General features: G+C 67.1%; 25 protein-coding genes. 18 read left to right on the top strand and 7 right to left on the bottom strand.

The window, feature by feature from the left end; genetic code table 11:
- Window positions 1-68 precede the first annotated feature (68 nt).
- From ACJ70B_RS14970 to ACJ70B_RS14960, 3 genes are all read right to left on the bottom strand, one after another.
- Window positions 69-1046, bottom strand: a complete 978-nt coding sequence (locus ACJ70B_RS14970; protein WP_408957792.1) for a biotin-dependent carboxyltransferase family protein — start codon at window positions 1044-1046, stop codon at window positions 69-71.
- Window positions 1043-1945 carry a 5-oxoprolinase subunit B family protein gene (locus ACJ70B_RS14965; RefSeq protein WP_408957791.1) on the bottom strand — a complete coding sequence of 301 codons (903 nt, stop codon included), beginning with the start codon at window positions 1943-1945 and terminating at the stop codon, window positions 1043-1045. The genes ACJ70B_RS14970 and ACJ70B_RS14965 overlap by 4 nt, the downstream gene beginning before the upstream one ends.
- Window positions 1946-2137: 192 nt before the next feature.
- On the bottom strand, window positions 2138-2332 hold the full coding sequence (locus ACJ70B_RS14960) for a hypothetical protein (protein ID WP_408957790.1): 195 nt from the start codon (window positions 2330-2332) through the stop codon (window positions 2138-2140).
- 256 nt (window positions 2333-2588) lie between these two features.
- Between ACJ70B_RS14960 and ACJ70B_RS14955 the strand changes: the two genes are divergently transcribed.
- The 12 genes from ACJ70B_RS14955 to ACJ70B_RS14900 all read left to right on the top strand — a co-directional run bounded on the left by ACJ70B_RS14955 (window position 2589) and on the right by ACJ70B_RS14900 (window position 11890).
- Window positions 2589-2975: a hypothetical protein gene (locus ACJ70B_RS14955; RefSeq protein ID WP_408957789.1), complete on the top strand. Its 387-nt coding sequence runs from the start codon at window positions 2589-2591 to the stop codon at window positions 2973-2975.
- A 114-nt stretch (window positions 2976-3089) separates the two neighbouring features.
- A complete protein-coding gene (locus ACJ70B_RS14950; protein WP_408957788.1) occupies window positions 3090-3701 on the top strand; it encodes a translation initiation factor IF-2 subunit beta in 612 nt (203 codons plus the stop codon).
- Between the two features lie 104 nt (window positions 3702-3805).
- A complete protein-coding gene (locus ACJ70B_RS14945) occupies window positions 3806-4447 on the top strand; it encodes an HAD family hydrolase (RefSeq protein ID WP_408957787.1) in 642 nt (213 codons plus the stop codon).
- Window positions 4448-4483: 36 nt separating this feature from the next.
- Window positions 4484-5458, top strand: coding sequence for an adenosylcobinamide-phosphate synthase CbiB (gene cbiB / locus ACJ70B_RS14940; RefSeq protein ID WP_408957786.1), 975 nt, complete (start codon window positions 4484-4486; stop codon window positions 5456-5458).
- Entirely contained in the window at window positions 5455-6222 is a 768-nt protein-coding gene (cobS, locus tag ACJ70B_RS14935) for an adenosylcobinamide-GDP ribazoletransferase (RefSeq protein ID WP_408957785.1), read from the top strand. The genes cbiB and cobS overlap by 4 nt, the downstream gene beginning before the upstream one ends.
- Entirely contained in the window at window positions 6222-6809 is a 588-nt protein-coding gene (locus tag ACJ70B_RS14930; protein WP_408960120.1) for an NTP transferase domain-containing protein, read from the top strand. Before cobS ends, ACJ70B_RS14930 begins: the two co-directional genes overlap by 1 nt.
- Before the next feature lies 1 nt (window position 6810).
- Window positions 6811-7866, top strand: coding sequence for a nicotinate mononucleotide-dependent phosphoribosyltransferase CobT (cobT, locus tag ACJ70B_RS14925; protein ID WP_408957784.1), 1056 nt, complete (start codon window positions 6811-6813; stop codon window positions 7864-7866).
- Complete coding sequence (locus ACJ70B_RS14920; RefSeq protein ID WP_408960119.1) at window positions 7856-8908, top strand: aminotransferase class I/II-fold pyridoxal phosphate-dependent enzyme; 1053 nt, start codon at window positions 7856-7858, stop codon at window positions 8906-8908. Before cobT ends, ACJ70B_RS14920 begins: the two co-directional genes overlap by 11 nt.
- Entirely contained in the window at window positions 8901-9686 is a 786-nt protein-coding gene (locus ACJ70B_RS14915) for an adenosylcobinamide amidohydrolase (RefSeq protein ID WP_408960118.1), read from the top strand. Before ACJ70B_RS14920 ends, ACJ70B_RS14915 begins: the two co-directional genes overlap by 8 nt.
- Before the next feature lie 173 nt (window positions 9687-9859).
- A complete protein-coding gene (locus tag ACJ70B_RS14910; RefSeq protein WP_408957783.1) occupies window positions 9860-10312 on the top strand; it encodes a hypothetical protein in 453 nt (150 codons plus the stop codon).
- Window positions 10313-10456: 144 nt separating this feature from the next.
- Window positions 10457-10690, top strand: a complete 234-nt coding sequence (locus ACJ70B_RS14905) for a hypothetical protein (protein ID WP_408957782.1) — start codon at window positions 10457-10459, stop codon at window positions 10688-10690.
- Between the two features lie 177 nt (window positions 10691-10867).
- Entirely contained in the window at window positions 10868-11890 is a 1023-nt protein-coding gene (locus ACJ70B_RS14900) for an amidohydrolase family protein (RefSeq protein ID WP_408957781.1), read from the top strand.
- A 70-nt stretch (window positions 11891-11960) separates the two neighbouring features.
- Here the strand turns inward: ACJ70B_RS14900 and ACJ70B_RS14895 are convergent, their stop codons facing one another.
- The gene (locus ACJ70B_RS14895; RefSeq protein ID WP_408957780.1) at window positions 11961-12200 is read right to left on the bottom strand and encodes a PRC-barrel domain containing protein; all 240 of its coding nucleotides are present in this window, start codon (window positions 12198-12200) and stop codon (window positions 11961-11963) included.
- A 115-nt stretch (window positions 12201-12315) separates the two neighbouring features.
- Window positions 12316-12555 (bottom strand): PRC-barrel domain-containing protein, encoded by a 240-nt coding sequence (locus ACJ70B_RS14890; protein WP_408957779.1) that lies wholly within the window; start codon window positions 12553-12555, stop codon window positions 12316-12318.
- Window positions 12556-12726: 171 nt separating this feature from the next.
- On the opposite strand from ACJ70B_RS14890, the gene ACJ70B_RS14885 reads away from it, so the two are divergent.
- Both ACJ70B_RS14885 and ACJ70B_RS14880 read left to right on the top strand, forming a co-directional pair.
- Window positions 12727-13488, top strand: coding sequence for a fumarylacetoacetate hydrolase family protein (locus tag ACJ70B_RS14885; RefSeq protein WP_408957778.1), 762 nt, complete (start codon window positions 12727-12729; stop codon window positions 13486-13488).
- A gap of 78 nt (window positions 13489-13566) precedes the next feature.
- Window positions 13567-13770, top strand: coding sequence for a hypothetical protein (locus ACJ70B_RS14880; RefSeq protein WP_408957777.1), 204 nt, complete (start codon window positions 13567-13569; stop codon window positions 13768-13770).
- A 15-nt stretch (window positions 13771-13785) separates the two neighbouring features.
- On the opposite strand, the gene ACJ70B_RS14875 is transcribed toward ACJ70B_RS14880, so the two are convergent.
- Complete coding sequence (locus tag ACJ70B_RS14875; protein WP_408957776.1) at window positions 13786-15027, bottom strand: CobW family GTP-binding protein; 1242 nt, start codon at window positions 15025-15027, stop codon at window positions 13786-13788.
- Between the two features lie 73 nt (window positions 15028-15100).
- Between ACJ70B_RS14875 and ACJ70B_RS14870 the strand changes: the two genes are divergently transcribed.
- From ACJ70B_RS14870 to ACJ70B_RS14855, 4 genes are all read left to right on the top strand, one after another.
- Complete coding sequence (locus ACJ70B_RS14870; protein ID WP_408957775.1) at window positions 15101-15397, top strand: hypothetical protein; 297 nt, start codon at window positions 15101-15103, stop codon at window positions 15395-15397.
- Window positions 15397-16371 carry an ArsA family ATPase gene (locus ACJ70B_RS14865; protein WP_408957774.1) on the top strand — a complete coding sequence of 325 codons (975 nt, stop codon included), beginning with the start codon at window positions 15397-15399 and terminating at the stop codon, window positions 16369-16371. Before ACJ70B_RS14870 ends, ACJ70B_RS14865 begins: the two co-directional genes overlap by 1 nt.
- Before the next feature lie 90 nt (window positions 16372-16461).
- Complete coding sequence (locus tag ACJ70B_RS14860) at window positions 16462-17661, top strand: redox-regulated ATPase YchF (protein ID WP_408957773.1); 1200 nt, start codon at window positions 16462-16464, stop codon at window positions 17659-17661.
- 82 nt (window positions 17662-17743) lie between these two features.
- Window positions 17744-19411 carry a spermidine synthase gene (locus tag ACJ70B_RS14855; RefSeq protein ID WP_408957772.1) on the top strand — a complete coding sequence of 556 codons (1668 nt, stop codon included), beginning with the start codon at window positions 17744-17746 and terminating at the stop codon, window positions 19409-19411.
- Window positions 19412-19431: 20 nt separating this feature from the next.
- Here ACJ70B_RS14855 and ACJ70B_RS14850 read toward each other — a convergent pair whose 3' ends face one another.
- The gene (locus tag ACJ70B_RS14850; RefSeq protein WP_408957771.1) at window positions 19432-20226 is read right to left on the bottom strand and encodes a helix-turn-helix transcriptional regulator; all 795 of its coding nucleotides are present in this window, start codon (window positions 20224-20226) and stop codon (window positions 19432-19434) included.
- Window positions 20227-20462: the final 236 nt, after the last annotated feature.

Genomic DNA, 20462 nt, shown 5'->3' with positions numbered 1-20462 from the left:
GTTGAATTCAGTCCCAAATATAGTTGTTGCTCCAACTCACATTCCGTTCCTAATGGTTATATTGAACATCAGTCCTTTCCTTCGATTTCGGCTCGGATCGCTTCGAGGCGATCGTTACGTTCCGTGCGAGCGGTGATCGCGTCATCGACGTCGACGGCCTCGAAGTAGACCGAATCGTGGGTCTGGCGCTGCGCGAGCAGTCCGCGGTCTACGCTGATGACGGTGCCGACGGTCGCGTAGCCGCCGCCCGTAACCGCGTCCTGCATGAGGACGATCGGCTGATTTGGCACCTGAATCGATCCGATAGGATAGCCGAGATCGACGACGTTAGACGGCCCGGTGCCGGCACCGAACGGCTGTTCGCGCTCCTCGAACTCGAGGTCCGGCCCCTCGAGCCTGTAGCCGACGCGATCGGCCTCCGACGAGACCGTCCATTCGGCCTCGCAGAGCGTCTCCCTCGCCTCCTCGGTCAATCGATAATCCGTCAGGCCGAGGACGACTCGAACGGTCTCCTCGGCCGCGTACTCGGGGACGTACTCGTCGTCGAGTCGGGTTCCGACCAGTTCGTCACCGCCGTCGGTCGAGTCGCCGATCGCCAGTTCGTCGCCCGCCTCGAGGGCGCGGCCCTCGTGACCACCGATGCCGACGAGCGTGTACGTCGACCCGCTTCCCATCACGTCCGGTACGTCGATCCCCCCGGCCACGGCGAGATACGCGCGCGCTCCTTCGGTCGCAAACGAGAGCTCGAGTTCGTCGCCGGCGTCGATGGCGACGGTCTCCCACGTGCCGATCGGGTCGCCGTTGACGCTCGGCGACATGTCTGCACCGGTGATCGCGATGACGGCGTCCTCCTGAAACGTCGCCGTGACGCCCTGGTAGGTCATTTCGACGGTCGCGGCGTCGGCGTCGTTCCCGACGAGATAGTTCGCGACCGTGTGCGCGTACCGGTCCATCGCGCCGGACGGCGGCATTCCGATGTGGTAGTGGCCGGAGCGACCGAGATCCTGTACCGTCGTCGCGATGCCGCCCTCCTCGATGTCGATCATTCTAATCCCTCCACGAGTTGCGCGTTGTAGTCGTGTGGCGATTCGAAGAACTCGTCGGGCGAGAAGGTCACCGTCTCGTAGTCGAACTCGTAGGTTCCGTTCTCGACCGCCTCGCGGATCTCGTCGTACTCCTCGCGATCGATCCGTCTGTAACGCAGGATATCGCCGGGATTCGGGAACACCATCGAATCGCGGAAGTCGGGTAACGTCCGTTCGGTATCAAGCACTTCGACCGGCGTCCGACCGAACAGTTGGTAGCCACCGGCCCCCTGTACCGGATAGATGACCGAGAACGCGCCGCCGAAGCCGACCGCACGTCCGGGCGTGTCGGTCCGCGGTTCCACGTACTTCGGGACCTCCAACTGCCGGTTGCGCGGCACCATCTGGAAACACCAGGGGAGTCCCGGAACGAACCCGACCATCGTCACCATATGCGGCGCACCGACGAACGCGTCGATGAATGACTCGACGCTGTCGAATCCGTTAAGCTGTGCCGAGTACTCGAGATCCGTCGACTCCGGGTCCTGATGGCGTTCGCGGAACTCCATGAGCGTCTCGTGTGTCCACGGATCGTCGAACAGAACGGGAACGTCGATGACTCGCGTCTCCCACTCGTAGTTCTCGATGTCGATCTCCGCTTCGATCGCTTTCAGCTCATCGATCAGCGCGTCCGGGTGGATGACTTCCGGATCGATCCGAAGCATGTAGGATGCGTTGGCCGGACAGTTCTCGACGATCCCGTCGATGTCTCGCTCGGCGACCTGTTGGGTGATCGCCATCGCCTTGAAGTTGGCCGTGAAGCTCATCTCCTCTGCAAGCTCGACAAACACGTGATCGTCTCCCCCGTACTCGTACCGCGGTTCGGGGAGTTCCACAGGTGTAATTCGTTCGTCGTCCATGCCGTGCGATGACAATTCAGTAGTCAACTATGAATAGATATTGGTCCCGAACCGATATTTCATAGATATCTCGAACGTGGTCCGGCAGTGAGATGATAGTAGAACGATATCCGAAATAGGGACCGGGCGCGATTTCGCGAACCGGTTATTTTCCGTCCACAGAAATTACTGCCGACCGGTCGGTCGTCGCGCTCACCCGTCCCCGCCTCCGAGCGCTTCCTCGGAAAGCGATCCGTCGACGGCAGTAAATTCCGTACAACCGCACTGACAGCCGTCTCGGCGACCGATCGGCCGGAGCGTTTCGTCGCTAAACTCGAGTGCGGCGTAGAGCGAACCGCACTGTTCGCACGCGGCGATCGTCCGTCGGTTCGCGTCGGTGTTACCCATTTTCCCAGCGATAGTCGTCGAACTACAGGTAAATGGATCCTGTGATAATTCGGGTGACGAAAACAGTGTTATTCCCGGCGTAACAACGTCGATCGGTCGCGCCGACGGACAGTCGGAAACCTAACTGAGCGTCTCTGACGGCGGAGAATACCGCTGTATCATTTTAGAACAGAGAACTATAGCGGGTACGTGACCGGGCTTGAGGGGTGCACGTGCTGGCCGGTCGCTTTTCCGGCGGGTAGCGATACCCTCTCGTATGAGTGATGATGGACGGAGTCACGACCGCGTACAGGACCACGCCGAGCAGCGCAAGTCCGAACGAGCCGCTCACACCGAATCGATCCTCGAGGACGTCGAGCGCCATCTCGGGGAGATGGAGTATCCGGTCACCAGCGAGGAACTCGCCACCGAGTACGGCGACGAACGGATCGATATGCCAAACGAGACGGAGACGCTCGGCGAAGTCTTCGACCGGCTGGTCGACGAGCAGTACGACTCGCCCGAAGCGGCTCGCGAAGCCGTCTACGGTGAGATCACTGGCGAGGCAGGCAGTCCGAACGAGGCCAACGACGAACGCGACCTCGACGAGCTCGAGGAGGAGAGCCAGGGATCGCTCGGCGAGAGCGGCGGCACCACGTACTGACTCACACCTCGACCTGTCGACGGCCGACAGCGTAGGACATCCCGGCGATCGCCGCGCTGTCGGGCGGATTGTGATAGCAGAACGGATTTACGTTCGCAACACCTGTTTTCGTCTATGGATTACGAATCGAGTCTCGACCGAGCGATGGACGACGTACCAGACATCGGGGGCGACGAACAGCGATTGCAGATCCCCGATCCGGAGCCCCAGAAGGACGGCGCGTTCACTCGCGTCACGAACCTAGACGAAATCGCCGACGTACTCTCTCGAGAGACCGAGCACCTCCACCGGTTCATCCAGCGCGAACTGGGGACCAGCGGGAAACTCGAGAACGGTCGCGGCCGGTACAACGGGACATTCTCCCAACAGGACTTCGGCGCGGCGATCGACGCCTACGTCGACGAGTACGTCCTCTGCTCGGAGTGTGGCCTCCCCGACACCCGCCTCGTCCGCGAGGACCGCACGCCGATGCTCCGCTGTGACGCCTGCGGTGCGTTCCGGCCGGTCACCAAGCGCTCGACCAGCAGCCAGCAACAACAGCAGCAAGACGCCGTCGAAGAGGGCCAGACCTACACGGTCGAAATCACCGGAACCGGCCGCAAGGGCGACGGCGTCGCGGAGAAAGGCAGCTACACGATCTTCGTCCCCGGTGCCGACGAGGGCGACGTGGTCGACATCTACATCAAGAATATCTCGGGCAATCTGGCGTTCGCCCGACTCGACTGAGCTCACGGGTCGATCGTCCGTTTTCCGCCGCGAGCGCGACGCGCCACTGCGACGGCCGCTTGCGGACCGCGAAATTAAAGTCAACTTGTGCTAGTTACAGTCATGTGGGAGTATCGTTCGACCTCTTCGGGACGCTGGTGACCGCCGACCGCCCGGCCGACCCGGCCGCGGCCGTCGCGACCGAACTCGAGACGCGGGACGTGGCGGTACCCGACGACTGGGCCGACGCCTACGCCGAGCCCCACGTCGATGCGCCCGAGGGTGCAGAGGTACCGCTGCCGGCTCACGTCTCACAAGCGCTCGCGAGTCGCGGCGTCGACGACGAGCACAACGCGGCCAGACGCGCGGTCGTGGCGGCGTTCGATCCGACCGTCGAGACCAGACCGGGCGCACTCGAGACGGTCGCGGCCGCCCGCGAGCGGGGGCCGGTCGCGATCTGTTCGAACTGCAGCGTCCCGGAGCTGGTCGGCCGGACGCTTGTCAGATCCGAGTTCGAGCGCGACGACTTCGACGCTATCGTCACGAGCGTCGGCTGCGGCTGGCGCAAGCCCGCTCCCGACATCTTCGAAGAGACCGCCGACCGGCTCGGCGTCGCCCCCGACGAGCTGCTCCACGTCGGCGACGATCCGGTCGCCGACGGCGGGATCGAAGCCGTCGGCGGCACGGCACTGTTACTCGAGGAGTCGTCGCTCGCGGACGTGCCGGCCGAACTGGCGGCGTTCGCCGAACGCAGGAGCCATGACTGAGCGGCGACAGCGGGCGAACGGCACGGAGGCGACGACGTGACGCTGACGGCGCTGGCGGTCATCGGGCTGGCGTTCGGCCTCGATCTCGTGGTCGGCGAGCCGCCGACCGCACTCCATCCGGTGGCGTGGTTCGGCCGGCTCGTCGGCGTTCTCGATCGAGAGTGGAGCGAATCCGATCGCGGCCAGCGATTCGTCGGCATCGTGATCGCCGCCGTCGCCCCGCTCGTCTCCGCCGCGGTCGTCGGCGGGGTAGTCATCGCAGCGGCCGCGCTACATCCGATAGTCGGTGCCGTCGCCGCCGCGATCGTTCTGTTCCTGACGACTAGCCTGCGCTCGCTGCTCGAGTTGACCGAGACCGTGGTCGCGGCCACGGACGGCAGCCTCGAGCGCGCTCGCGAGAATATCATCGGGCTCGTCGGCCGCGATACGTCGACGCTTTCGGCGGACGAGCTTCGCAGTGCCGCCGTCGAGAGCGCGGCCGAGAATCTCGCAGATGGGGTGGTCGCGAGCCTGCTGCCCTTTGCGGTCCTCGTGCCGATCTCGCTGCCGGCCGCCGCCGCGATCGCCGCCTGGGTCAAGGGCGTCAACACGCTGGATTCGATGCTGGGCTACCCATCGAAGCCGATCGGAACGGCCAGCGCGCGGCTGGACGACGCCGTCATGTACCTGCCAGCCCGGATCGCGGCGGTCGCCATCGCCGTCGCCGCGGCCGATCCGCTGGCGCTTCGCCGCTCTCGGCGCTGGGCGCGGGTCCCGCCGTCGCCCAACTCCGGGTGGCCGATGGCGACGCTCGCGGTCGCGCTCTCGGTGCGCCTCGAGAAACGCGACGTCTATACGCTCAATCCGGCCGCCGACCTGCCGACGCTGGCCGAGGGCGAGCGGGCCGTCTCTCTCGTGGGACGAGGGGCCGTGGTCGCGGTCGTCGTCGCCGTCGCGCTTGCGCTCGTCGCACCGGCGGTCGGCGGGGGCCTCGCGACGCTGTCCCGAACGGGGCTGGGGGTGGCCGGATGACCGCGATCGGCCGCTGGCTCGGTGCCGTCCGCGGCGCTTGTGGCTTTCTGACGCGGCTGCCGGTCGACTACCGCGACGGCGACTGGGACGCGTTCCGGACGACGCCGGGTGCGTTCCCGGCCGTCGGTTTCGTCGCGGGCGCGCTGGCCGCGGTTCCGCTGCTCGCTGCCGACGCGCTGACAGCGCCGACCGTCGCGCTGGGCTACCTCCTCGCCGTCTACGCCGTGACGGGGATCCACCACCTCGACGGAATCGCGGATCTGGGCGACGCGCTAGTCGTCCACGGCGACGAAGAGCGCCGCCGCGAGGTGCTGAAGGATACGACGACCGGCGTCGGCGCGCTGCTGGCGGTCGCGATCACCGTCGCCGCGTTGGCGCTGGCCGGTCTTGGACTGGCCGGCCTCCCGGTCCGCGCGGCGGTCGGCGTCGCGGTCGCGGCCGAGGTCGGGACGAAACTCGGGATGGCCGCGATGGCTTGTTTCGGAGCGGCGAGTTACGACGGGATGGGGCGGCAGTTCACCGCGGCGTCCGGCCCCGGCTCGTTCGTCGCACCTGCGGCGGTCTCGCTCCCCGTCGTCGCGCTCACCTCGCCACCCCTCGCCGCGGTGACGGCCCTCTGCGGTGCCGTCGCCGGCATCGGGCTCCCGTGGTACTGGGCGAACCGCCACCTCGGGGGAATCAACGGCGACATCTTTGGCGCGGCCAACGAGATCGGCCGCGTCGCCGGCGTCCATCTGGGGGTGATCGCGTGGACGCTCTTGTGATGTGCGGGGGGAAGGGGACTCGTCTCGAGAGCGCTCGCGAAAAACCACTGCACCCGATCGCCGGGACGCCGATGGTCGACCGCGTGCTGGCGGCCCTCCGCGAGAGCGCGGTCGAGACGATCCACTGTGCCGTCTCGCCGAACGCGCCGGAAACGCGAGCACACCTCGAGTCGGCTGCCGGCGCAGCGACGATCGAGACGGCCGGCGAGGGGTACGTGACCGACCTGATGGAACTCCTCGAGCGCCCCGTGATTTCGCCGCCGGTGCTGACCGTCGCCGCGGACCTGCCGCTGCTCGAGGCCCCCGTCGTCGACCGGGTGCTCGCGGCCCACGGCGACGGAACCGGTTCGCGGACGGTCTGCGTCCCCGCGGCACTCAAGCGACGACTCGGGGTCAGCATCGACTCAAGACTCGAACCGAACGACCACCTCGCGCCGACCGGCGTCAACGTGGTCGGCACGACCGACGATACCACAGCCATGACAGACGTGTCCTACGACCCGCGACTCGCAGTGAACGTGAACCGACTCGAAGACGCCCGTATCGCGGCCGATCGGCTGCGGAGTTCCACCGCAGGAGGGAACTGAGATGCGCGTGCTCCTCCCCGCCGGAACGACCGAGACGGCCCTGATCGACGGCATCAGCGCCGCCGGAGCCGCGCCGGAGCTGATGGAACACACCCCCTCCGCCGACGTCGAGATCCTCGCGTACGGCGAGCCGACCGCGTCGCCGGTGACGCCGGTGAGCCCGAACGGCTGTCCGACGCCCGCGGCCGTGACCCGCGCCGTCCGGGAGGTCGTCGGCTTCGACGTGTCGGTGATCGACGCGGGGCTTACCCAGTCGACGGCCGCGCCGACGGTCGATCTCGGCGTCGATCCCGGGACCGATATCCGCGAGCCAACGGCCGTGCCGGACGCGGCCGCCGCCTTCGACCGCGCGTACGACTACGGCGCGAGCCTGCCCGAGGACGAGGTCATGATCGGCGAGACGGTCCCCGGCGGGACGACCACCGCACTCGGCGTCCTCACCGCGCTCGGCGAGCCGACAGGCGTCTCCTCGTCGCTGCCCGAGAACCCGATCGAGCGCAAGCGCCGCGTCGTCGACGAGGCCCTGGCCGCGAGCGACCTCGAGGCGGGCGACTGCGAGGGTGCGCCGCTCGAGGCGATCGAAGCCGTTGGCGACCCCGTCCAGCCGACGGTGGCCGGCATCGCAGCGGGCGCGCTCGAGGCCGGCACCGAGGTGACGCTGGCCGGCGGCACGCAGATGGTCGCCGTCGCGGCTATCCTTCGCCACGCCGGCGTCGACGAGCCGCTGTCGATCGCGACCACCTCGTTCGTGGCCGACGAGCGGGGCGACCGGCTCACCGCGTCCTGTGACCGGTTCGACTGCGAACTCACCGTCACCGATCCCGGCTTCGATGGACGCGATCACGTCGCGATGGCGCGTTACTGCGCCGGCGAGGCCAAGGAAGGCGTCGCGATGGGCGGCGCGCTCTCGCTCGTTCCCGAGGGACGGATGGACGCGGTCAGAGACCAACTCGAGACGGTCTGTGCCCGGCTCGGAATTGAGACCGGCGATGGCGGCGAGCCTGCCGGGCGCGACGCCGACGCCGGCGACGGGCCGGAGGGCGATTGTGGACCCTGAGTCGATACACACCGCCGAGCGGGTCCTCCATGGCGGCGAGTCCGACCGCGACCTGCTTGACTTCTCGGCTAACACCAACCCACGGACGCCCGAGGGCGTCGACGAGGTGTACACGGCTGCGCTCGAGGAATCGCGCCGCTATCCGGACGACGGCTATGCAGACTACCGTGACGCGGCGGCCGCGTTCGTCGGCTGCGATCCCGAACGGGTGATCCCGACCCCCGGCGGGCTGGCCGCGATCCGGCTGGCGATGGAACGTTCCCTCGAGCCGGGCGACGAGGCGCTGGTTCCCTACCCGAGTTTCGGCGAATACGCCCGCGAAGTCCGGTTACAGGGGGCCACCCCGCGGTTCGTCCGCTACGACGACCTGTTCGAGATGGGGCCGACGGTGCTCGAGCCCTGCGCGCTGGCGGTGGTCTGTACGCCGAACAACCCGACCGGGGAGGCGGCCGATCCGGCGGCGCTCGAGGCCTTCGCGGACCGCTGTGCGGCCGCGGACACGACCCTGCTCGTCGATGAGGCCTTCCTGGGCTATACGGAACTGCCGTCGGCGGCCACTCTCGAGCGCGACCACGTCATCGTCGCCCGCTCGCTCACCAAACTGTTCGGCTTGCCGGGGCTGCGCGCCGGCTTCGCCGTCGCGAGCGGGCAGCGACGAGACGACCTCGAGACGGCCCGGCGCGCGTGGTCGCTCGGGACGCCGGCGGCTCGAGTCGGCGCACACTGCCTGCGACGGGAGGGATTCGTTCGCGACACGCGCGAGCGCGTCGCCAGCGAGCGCGAACGGCTGCGCGCGGCGCTCGCGGCGACGTTCGATGTTCGCCCGTCAGACGCGCCCTACCTCCTGTGTAACGTCGGCGACCGCGACGTCGCTCGGGTCCTCGCCGACGCGCGGGCCGACGGCGTTGCGATCCGGGACGCGACGACCTTCCGGGGACTCGACTCGCACGTCCGCATCGCGGTCAAGGACCGTCCGTCGAACGACCGCCTGCTCGCGGCGGTAGGCGTGGGCGACGTCGGCGGTGAGAGTGAGCGTGAGTGACGGCCTCGCGTACGACGCGGTCGAGCGAGACGGCGTCCTCCGGGTCACCCGTCCGGACACCGAGTGGCTCTCGACCGGCTGGAACGGCGGCCGCCGCGTGGCCGATCACGCGTACAACGTCTCGGTTCCGGACGGGTGGAGTCGGACCGATCTCGAGGCGTACGTCGACGAACGACTCGAGCGCGCGTCCTTCGAGCAGGCTGGCACGGACGCGGGCGGGCCGGCCCTGCTGACCGGCGTCGACATCGGGGACGCCCGCGGGGCTCGCCGCGGTCCCGTGACGGCCTATGCGACCGCGGGCATCTCGAACCCCGCCGCGTTACCGATGGAGCCAACCGGCGACGCCGCGTCGGATCACGGGCGCCGGGAGCGCGGTCAGGGCCGGGGAACCGTCAACGTCATCCTCGGGACGACGCGGTCGCTCGCACCGGGCGCGCTGGCGAACCTGATCGCGGTCACGGCGGAGGCGAAGGCGGCGACGCTGCTCGCCGCGGCCGGCGTTCCCGGTACTACGACGGATGCAGTCGTCGTCGGCCACGATCCCACGGGGACGCCGGCCGACTTCTCCGGCAGCGCCACCGAAGTCGGCGCGGCGGCTCGCGCCTGCGTTCGAGAGGCCGTCCGAGCGTCGCTGCGCGCCCACTACGCCGAGAGCGACGTGACGCTTCCAGACACTGTCGCGGACGCGGCGTACGGCGTGTCGACCGACGGACGCGCCGCGGTGTTTCAGCCGGCGCTCGAGTCGACACCAGACACCGATCGAGACTCGGCAGAGTAACGGAGTCCGACGCGTCTCGATCGACGGGCCGGTATCGAACGGGCTCCGTCCCGTGTGCTCACGACAGCGGGACACCCCGTTGTATTGCCTTCTTTCGGTCTGTCTTCGCCAGTTACGAACGGAACACGCGTCCAATCCCGGCAGTTAACCAGCCGCGCGCACAACACCGCCCAATGGTCGAGGACGATCCGTCAGCCGAGAACGACGATCCGTCGGCGATCCGTTCGGTCGCGCTCTCGCCGGACGACGCCGTCAACGCCTACGCCTACAGTCGGGAGAACCCCGGCGAGGCCGTCCTTCGGATCACGCCGCCGTTTCACGGCCGAATGCGGGCTCGCATCCACGTCTACCGCGTCGACGACACCGAACTGACCGGCGCGGTCCACCTCGCGCCAGCCGACGTCATCGCGGACGATGTCGTCGCCGACTACCCCGACCTCGAGTCGGCGCTTGCAGACGCGGACATCGATACGGACGCGAACCCGGACGCGGCCGGGCGGATCCGCGAACGCCACGCCGACGCCGTCGCGGACTGGCAGGACCGCGCTCGCGGAGCGATCGTCGACGCGGTGACGCTCGAGGCCGACGATAGCCCCCGTCGCGTCGAGATCAAGACGCTCGGTTGAACGGAACGGACACCGCTCGAGCGGGGGTGCCGCGAGCGACACGACTCGCGGCTCGACGCGATCGATCGCAGAGCATCCTGTCTCACACTTTCACTTTCACTCCGGGCGGGTCGGTTTGACGTACTGTCGGTTTGACCGACCCGTATGGCACCGATCGTCGAGGCGGCCGACGAACGCGCCGATCGCAGCGAGGGAAGCGACCGATTCGGCTTCGACCCCGTCGACCGCCGCCCCGAGACGCGGCGAGAGCGAGAGCGGATCGACGTCACCGACCTGTCCGCCACGGACATCGAGGCGTTCGTCCGCACGAACGTCGAGACCGACGCCGTCTCGCTCGAGCACCGAGGCGGGCGCACGTACCTACTGCTCGAGGAGTGAGCGCGGACCGCCGACCGCGACATGTCGCGGATACCGTGTCCGCGCTCGCGGACGGATTCGTCACATGAGCTTTTGACCTCGGGCCGACGGCCGGGCGATGGGAACACGCTCCGCTCGATCGGTGAAATCGATATCGGACCCCGTAGCGTTTTCCGCGGCTCCGTGGGAGGAACACGCATGGAATCGCGGAACGGTGGCGACCGGGACCGATCGCCCGGCGTTACGTCGCGACGGCGGCTTCTCGTGGCCGCGGGAACCGCCGGCTTTGGCGGCGGCATCGGACCAATATCGACGCCATCGGCCGCGAACATTGGGAAACGGCGCGACGGTCGAACCGACGACGGAGCGGCGACCGCCGTCGCGGAACTGCCGCTGGTCGACGCACACACCCACGTGATTCCCCACGAGGCGCTCGACCGAGAGCCGTTGGTCGCCGACGATCTAGTGGCCTGGATGGACGAACACGGAATCGACCGCGCCGTCGTGCAGGCGCTGGATTCGCCTGAGAGCTATCCCGTGTCGGCCCCGAGCTGGTGGGTCCTCGAGCAGTGTTCCGCCCACCCCGATCGCCTGCTCCCGTTCTGTTCGGTCGACCCCCGGACGCTGGTCTACGGGACAGCGACGGTCGACTCCCTGCTCGAGGGGTACGTCGAGCGCGGCGCGCGCGGATTCGGGGAACTCAAGCCCGGCCTGCCGATCGACGACCGGCGACTTCGGACGGTGTACGACCTGTGCGCCGAGTACGAGCTGCCGATTCTCTGCCACATAGACGACAAAGCCATGCTGGACGCGCCCGGCTTGCCGGCGTTCGAGGACGTGCTAGCCTCCTATCCCGAGGTCGATTTCGTCGCCCACGCACACTTCTGGTGGGCGCATGTTTCGGGCACCGTGACGGCGGCCGATCGGAGACGTTACCCGGACGGCCCGGTCGAACCCGGCGGACGGGTCCCCGAACTGCTCGCGACGTACGACAACGTCTACGGTGACCTCTCGGCCGGCTCGGGCTGGAACGCGCTGACCCGTGACCCCGACTTCGCACAGGGGTTCCTCGAGGAACACCACGAACAGCTCGTCTGGGGCTCAGACTATCTCGCTCCCGGTCAGCGGGTCCCGCAGCTCACGCTGTTCGATCGGTTCGACCTCGAGGTCGAGGCGTGGGCGGACATCCGCGCCCGGGCCCTCGAGGCCGTGCTTCGGTGACGAATCACCGTCGGTGGCCGGTCGTATCGCGGCGGTCCCTCGAAATCGCGTCCGGACCCGCACCGGCCGTTCAGAGTCGCCGGAGTCGTACTTCGTCGTCGGAGACCGACTCGACGTCGTCCTCGTCGAGTCGGTAGGTCTCATCGTCGCTGTCGCCCCAGCCGAGTTTCGATTTGATGGTATCGGTCATGCTGGGATCGGGATCGACGTGGACGGCCCCCGCGGAGACGTCCCGTACGATGCCGATCTCTTCGCTGTTAGCGTTGACGACCCGCTTCCCTTCGTCGTCGTCCGTGAAATTCACGCACATACCGTCGACTCTGTCGGGTAGTCACATATAAACGGGACCTGCACTCGCCCGCGACTCGCGGACGTCGGGGCGTTCGTCTTCGAATTTGCCGTAGCAAAACCGGACGCCGTCCCCCTCAGAGCCGCCGGATCCTGACCTCGTCGTCGGAGATCGACTCGACGTACTCTTCGTCGAGTCGATAGGTCGTCGTCTCGGTTGCGCGCCAGCCGAGCCTGGATTTGATGCTGTCGGACATGTCGGGGCCGGGTTCGACGCGGGCGGTGTGCACGTCGACCTCGCGGACGGTTCCGATCTGTTCACCGTCGGCGGTGACCACCGGCTTCCCTTCGTCGTCCGTCGTGAAATCGGGAGTCATCGTCTCAGTCGTGACCGGGAAGTCGGGTATGGACCGCCCCTACATGTGCGCGGAACGGCGGTATCCGGCTGCCGGTGATCGTGGCCGCGCAGTTGCTCGCGCTCCTGCGGTTTCGACGCGTCCGAAATCGAATCGGTACGCCTAATCCGCCACGACAGAGAGCGCCCAGTAATGAAACTCGCGCGAATCGCGACGGACGACGGCCCGGTCACCGGACGGTACGAAGATGGCGTTGTACACGCTGCCGACGGAATCTACGAGGTCGGCACCGACGCCGAGTTCCTTCCGCCGTGTACCCCCTCGGCGCTGTACTGCGTCGGGCGAAACTTCGCGGCGACGATCGACCAAATGGCGTACGAACGGCCCGACGAACCCGACTTCTTCGTCAAGCCGCCGGCGTCGCTCGTCGGCCACGAGGATCCGGTTCCCTACCCCGAATTTAGCGACGAGGTGACCTACGCCGGCGAACTCGCGGCCGTCATCGACGAACCCTGCCGGAACCTCTCGGAAGACGAGGTCCCGGAGGTCGTCCGCGGCTACACGATCATGAACGATATGGACGCGCTCGATCAGGGCGAGCGCTCGCCTCGGAAAGCGTTCGACGCCTCCGGCCCGCTTGGCCCGTGGATCGAGACCGCCGTCGATCCGACCGACATCGACATGCACACCGACGTAGCCGGCGAACGCCGCCAGGAGGCCACCACCGAACTGATGCTGTTCGACCCCTACGAGGTCATCGCCCACCTCTCGCGCCGAGTTACCTTCCGGCCCGGCGACGTGGTCTCCTTCGGTAGCCCCGCCAACCCCGGCCTCGTCGAACCCGGCGACACCGTCGAGATCACCTACGAGGGCGTCGGCACCCTCCGAAACACCGTCGTCGACTCGAGCGAACGGGACGCCCTCCCGCTCGAGGACCCCGCCGTTCGCACGTAGGGTCGCCCGTTCGCCGACCGAGACGATGTGTGCGACACAGACACATAGGTTATGGGCATGGCTGACGTACCGTCGCCCATGGGAGTCATCGAATCGATGAAGGCCGTACTCGCGTCACCCGCACCGCGAAGCCGCCCCGATGACGGCTCTAACGGGGCCTACTGGTGTGACGACTGCGACGTCCGAATCAGAGACGTCGATCTCGAGGGAGAACCCGTCTGTCCGGACTGCGGCGCGGCGATGCGCTTCGAGCGCGCCACCGGCCGCGACTGCGCGTGCTGAGGCTATCGGGGCGGCTCAGGGTTCGCGGACGACCGTCTCCTCGCCCTGCTCGGCGGGGAATCGGTCCTCGAGAGCGCCGTCTCGCTCCCACTCCTCGTCGGTGACCAGCGCGTTCTCGAGGCCCGCTCGGAGGCCCGCCTCGTCGTACTTGGTGCCGATGAAGACGAGTTCGGTCCGGCGGTCGCCGTGTTCGTCGTCCCACTCGAGATTCGGCCGGTTCGATCGGTACATGTCGCGCTCGACCTCGGGGAGGCTCGCGATCCACGGCCCCTGCGCGGTGGCCCTGATCGACGGGCCGGCCTGCGCGATCGACACCCGCATCTCGTTGCTGGCGAGCCAGGCGGTCCCCTTCGCGCGGACGATCTTGCTCGGCAGTTCCTCGAGGAACGCGGCGAACCGCTCGGGGTGGAACGGCCGGCGGCGGCGGTAGACGAACGAGGAGACGCCGTAGACCTCGTCAGGGTGGTGGTGGCCGCCGTGGTGGTCGCCCTCGTGGCCGTCGTCCGCATCGTCGCCGTGTCCGCGGTCGCCCTCGGCCGACTCGAGCGCCCGTTTCCAGCCCGGCAGCTCGCCGATTCGCTTCGGATCGAACAGCCCTACGCCGAGCAGCCGGTCGGGGTCGACCGCCGAGAACGCCGTGCGGATCGTCTCGGCGTCGGGCTGAAGCGCGCCGACGAGTTCCTCGGCTTCCTCGAGTTCCGTCTCCGAACAGAGATCGGTCTTGTTGAGGAGGACGAGATTCGAGACCTCCACCTGTTCGACGAGCAGGTCCGACAGCGGTCGATCGCCCTCGTCGCCGCGGCGCTCGGCCGTTCCCTCGCCGCCGAAGGCCGCGAGGAACGCGGGCGTGTCGAGCACGGTCACGAGCGTGTCCACGTCGTACAGCGCCGCGACGCGGGACTCGGTCGTGAACAGCCGCGCGACGGGTGCGGGCTCTGAGATACCCGAGGATTCAACGAGCAGGTGGTCGAACGACCGATCGCGGGCCAGCCTGACCACGGCCGTCTCGAGGTCGTCCTGTAGCTCACAGCAGATACAGCCGTTCGAGAGCTCCGCGACGCCGTCGTCAAGCTCGAGTTCCGAACCCTCGGCGACGAGTTCGGCGTCGACGTTGACCGCGCCCATGTCGTTGACCAGCACCGCCAGCCGTCGGTCCCCGGCGGTCGACAGCAGGTGGTTGAGCAGCGTCGTCTTGCCGGCACCCAGACTCCCGGAAAGGATCGTCACCGGAATCGCCTCGTCCGTCCCCGTTGCCATGCCCGTACGGTGGCGGCGAAGCGACTTGAAACCGATCATGAGTGTTTTTAGCATTCAACACGGAGGGACGGACATGGAACTGGCCGACCGGATCGAATCGTATCGCGAAACGCTCGAGGAGTGGCTGCGGGGCCTCTACCACGGGATGATCTCGCACCCGGCCTACGAGAAGATCGAGAAGGAAGCCGAGGACACCGAAGACGCGTTCATCCTGGCATGTTTCCCCGACGCCTTCGGCATTCCGTCGCCGGTCTCGTACTACACGGCGGAGCTACTGCCCTATCTCGAGGACGAGTTCGAATCGTGGGAGCGGCGGCTGTGGGATCGGGACTCGTACATCGAGCGCAAGGGACAGCAGTACCACTTCTGATGGAACCGTTCGTCTTCTTCGGCGGCAAGGGCGGCGTCGGTAAAACGACCGTCTCCTGTGCCTACGCGCTGCGCTGTGCGCGCGACGGGCACCGGACGCTCGTGGTCTCGACCGACCCGGCCCACTCCGTCACCGACGTGTTCGACCAGCCGTTCGACGATTCGCCGCAGTCCGTCGAGGGCATCGACGGGCTCGATGCCATGCAGATCGACCCGGACGAGGAGGTCACCCGTCACCTGGACGAGATCCGCCAGGACCTCTCGGAGCAGGTATCGGCGTCGATGGTCAACGAGATCAACCGCCAACTCGAGATGGCCCACGGGACGCCGGGGGCCTACGAGTCGGCGCTGTTCGACCGGTTCGTCGACGTGATGCAAAACGCGGAGGCCTACGACCGGGTCGTCTTCGACACCTCGCCGACGGGCGGCACGCTCCGCCTGCTCGGCCTGCCCGACCTCCTCGAGGGCTGGATCGACCGGCTGATGCACAAGCGCCGGACGAGCATCGACCTCTTCGAGAAGGCCGCGGTCGGCAACAACGAACCGCGGCGCGTGATGGAAGGCGATCCCGTCCTCGCGCGACTGCAGGAACGCAAGGAGTTCTTCGAGTTCGCCGGCGCGGCGCTGCACGACGACGCCGCGTTCTTCCTCGTGGTGAATCCCGACGAACTGTCGCTCAACGAGACCAGACGCGCGATCGACGATCTGCGTGACAAGGACCTCGCGGTCCGCGGACTCGTCGCCAACAAGCTCACGCCCTCGCCCGAGGCCGACGAGACCGGCCGCGGCGCGCGCTACCTCCGCGAGCGCGTCGCGACCGAAACCGAGCGCCTCGAGACGATCCGCTCCGAGTTCGAACCGCCGCTCGTCGCCGAAATCGGCTGGCGGAGTTCGGAGGTCAAAGGTGATCTGCTCTCCGACGTCGCCGCCGACCTCGACATCGAGACGGCCGTCGAGCCGCCGACGCACGTGTGACTCGAGTCGGGGCCTGGCTTGCTACGTCCGGTCATGCCATGCTGCCTGCGGACAGAAACCCGTTTAGGCGTTCCACGACCAGAACGGGTAATGAGTACGAGTTACCGGATCGGACTGGTCGGGAAACCGTCCGTCGGCAAGTCTTCCTTTTTCAATGCAGCCACGATGAACGACGTGCCCGAGGGGGCCTATCCGTTTACAACCATCGACCCCAGCGTCGGCGAGGCGTACGCTCGCGTCGACTGCGCGGCACCGGAGTTCGACGAGGAGTGCACCCCGAACGTCGGCTTCTGTGACGGCGGCACGCGGTTCGTCCCGACGAAACTCGTCGACGTCGCCGGGCTGATTCCCGGCGCACACGAGGGCAACGGACTGGGCAATCAGTTCCTCTCGGACCTGAACGAGACCGACGTGCTCGTCCACGTCGTCGACTTCTCTGGCGAAACCGACGCCGAGGGCGAACCCACCGAGGGCCACGACCCGCGCGAGGACATCGACTTCCTCGAGGAGGAACTCGACCAATGGTATCTCGGCATCTTGCAGAAGGGGATCGAGCGCTACGAGACGGGCTACACGACCGAGGACGACGCCATCGAGGCGGAACTCGCCGAGCAGATGAGCGCGTTCAAGGCGAGCGAAGACGAGATCAAGCGCCTGATCCGGCGCGTCGATATCGGCTTCGACCCCGACGAGTGGGACGAAGCCGACGAACTCGAACTTGCCCGCGAGATCCGCAAGGAGACCAAGCCGATGGTGATCGCGGCGAACAAGATGGACACCCCTGCGGCGCAGGACAACTACGAGGAGATCACGAACGATCCCGACTACGCCCACCTGACGATCGTTCCCTGCAGCGCCCACGCCGAGAAGGCCCTGAAGTCGGCTGCGGGAGCCGACGTCGTCGACTACCGACCCGGCGACGCGACGTTCGAAATCACGGGGGACATCTCGGGCGACCAGGAACAGGGCTTAGAGCAGATCCGCGACTTCCTTACGGAGTACGGCGCGACGGGCGTGCAGGCGGCCCTCGAGACGGCGCTGTTCGACGTGCTTGGCGTGACGCCGGTGTTCCCCGGCGGCGCGAACGGGCTAGGGAACGAACGCGGCGAGGTGCTGCCCGACTGTTATTTGATCCCGCCGAACTCGACCGCCGAGGACTTCGCCTACAGCCTCCACTCCGATATCGGCGACGGCTTCTTACACGCCATCGACTGTCGGACGAATCGCCAACTGGGGAAGGACTACGAGGTCGAATCGCGGGACGTGATCGAGGTCATCACGACGAACTGACCGACTGGGTCGCGAAGTCCGCCCCCGATGACCGTTGTGACGAGGCGACAGGTTCTCGTCACGGGCGCTCTTTGTCTCGATAATGAGTCTGGGGGTCCCCTCCGCGTACCGGCCGACGAAACCCGACATCGCAGTGTTCGTTTCCGGCGTTACCAGTATGGGGCTCGAGATTCTCGCCGGACGAATCATCGCCCCGCAGTTCGGGGACAGCATCTACACCTGGGGGAGTATCATCACCGTCTTTCTCACCGCGCTGAGCCTGGGCTACTGGCAGGGCGGCAAGCAGGCGGGGACGGCGTCGAATCGGCGGATGAGCTGGCTCTTACTGGGGACTGCCGGCTACGTCGCGATCGTCGTCTACGGGAGCGACCAACTACTGCTCTCAGCGTCGACGTTACCGCTGCCGGTCCGATACGCCTCGCTGCCGGCGGTGCTCATCCTCTTTGGCCCGCCGACCTATCTGCTCGGCTTCATCAGCCCCTACGCGGCCGAACTCTCCCAGAAAGAGGGGACCGGCGAAGCGTCGGGCCACGTCTACGCGCTTGGCACTATCGGTAGCATCGTCGGTGCCGGCGCGACGACGTACGTCCTCATTCCGTCGCTTGGCATCGACATGATCGGCTTTTTGTTCGGACTCGTCCTCGTCGGCACCGCGTTCGGACTCACGCTTCCCGCGCTCTCCCCGAAGCCGGCGTCGGCCAGCGTCGCTATCGCGCTCGTGCTCGTCGTCGCGGCCGGCATCGGCCCGGTGACGTTCGACCACCGCGGCGATGTCGTCTACCAGACGCAAACGGCCTATCAGGAGCTCGAGGTCGTCGACAGCGACGGCGTTCGGACGCTGTATCTCGACGGTGCCCGCCACAGCGCGATGGATCTCGACGATCCCGACCGACACGTCTTCGAGTACACGCGATACTTCCACATCCCCATGCTGATGGTCGACGATCCACAGGAAGTCGAGAACGTGCTGTTCATCGGCGGGGGTGGGTACACTGGTCCGAAGGACTTCGAGCGGAAGTACGACGCCAACGTCGACGTCGTGGAACTCGATCCCAAGGTAACGCAGGCCGCCAAGGAGTACTTCCGCCTCGAGGAGAGCAAGAACCTGACCGCACACACGGCGGACGGCCGGGTATTCCTCCAGAACACCGAGCAACAGTACGATCTAATCGTCCTCGACGCCTACCAGAAAGACCAGGTCCCGGCCCACCTGACCCAGCTCGGCTTCATGGAACTCGCCGAGGACCACCTCGACGAAGACGGCGTCTTCCTCGCGAACGTCATCGCCGCGCCAAGCGGCAGCGGCTCCGCGTTCTACCGGGCGCAGTACAAGACGATCGACGAGGCCTTCGCGTCGACCTACAGTTTTCGCACCTCGAGTCAGGACATGGTCCAGAATATCGAAGTCATCGCGACGAAGGCAAACACCGACTTCACCGCAGCCGAACTGCAGGAGCGAAACCGAAACCGAAATCTCGGAATCGATCTGCGCGCCGAGATCGACGGCTACATAGATCCACCCCCGACCGACGACGTGTCGGTGCTGACCGAGGACCACGCGCCCGTCGCCACCCTGCAGGCGTCGACGGTCGACCAGCAGTACGTCATCGAGCGGACCGACGGCGAGCGGACGACGGAACCCGCGTCGTCGCTCGCGGCCGGACCGCAGCCGGCGACCGTCGCACGACCCGCGCCGACGCTCGAGCCAGCGTCGACAACGTCCCCGCTCGAGCTACCGGCGTCGCCGTAGAGCCACGCTCGAGTCGGTCGTCAGTCGGCGAGCGTCTCGGGCTCGAGCGGTGTCGCCGTCCGCCAGTAGTGATCGAGCGCGTCCACGGCCCACGCCCGCACGGCGCTGTCATCGGTGTCGACGGAGGCTCGCAGGATCCCGTTCTCGTCGCGCAAGAGCAGGTAGATGCGGTCGTCGACGAGCATGACCGCGATCGGGACGCCCTCCTCGCGGACCCTGATCGCGGCGTCGTCGGCCGCGAGCAGCGCCTCGAGCCGACTTCGGAGCGCGGAATCGTCGGCCAGCGCGTCGATCGCGCTGCGGCCGAAGACGCCCCGAAACCGCTGCTCGCCGTCGGTCACCCGCTCGTGGACGACGCCCAGCGTCTGCTCGTTGAACGTGTGCGAGAACGTCCGGACGTCGTCGCCGTCGTGGAGAAACTCGAGTAGCCGCCCCAGCGGTGCGTTCGGCCGGGTCGCACTCGGGACGGTGATCGTCGCGTCCGCGAGCCGCCGGAGGTCGATATCCATCGCGTGAGTCGGCAGGTAGTCCACGATATCGCGCAGCTTCCCTTCGGTTTCGAGGATCTCCTGGAGGTCGGTAAAGCCCTCCGCGACGAGTCGTCCCGTCGCCGTCGCGACATACGCGTCGCCGTCGCGCCTGATCCACGACCGGTCCTCGAAGTCCCCGAGGATACGCCCGAGCGTCGCCTGCGAGGCACCGGTCTCGGCCGCCAGTTCGGTTCGCGTCCGTCGCCCCGCCGAGAGCGACTCGAGCACCTCGACGCGGTTCGCCGAGAGCGCCAGAAACTCGATCTCCTCGAGCGCGGATTCCATACCGCCCACTCGTCCCTACTGCGGTAAACCGTTTTCGTGCCGTGAAAGGATTTCACGATGTGCTGCCGTATCGCGTCGGCCGATCGTTTCCCGATGTACGCGCCTTTCTTACCGTGAAATATTTTACGAACGAAACTATAACCCCGGCGCTAATACGGTGTAGTACCATGATGTTCGCTATCCGCGCGTCGCTCGTTTTCGGGGCGACGCAGACGAGACCCACGGAGGTGACGGCG

The organism is Natrinema sp. 74 (genome assembly GCF_046097095.1).
GTDB lineage: Archaea > Halobacteriota > Halobacteria > Halobacteriales > Natrialbaceae > Natrinema.
Note: the sequence above shows the minus strand (reverse complement) of the source record. Positions and strands in the feature narration are given on the sequence as shown.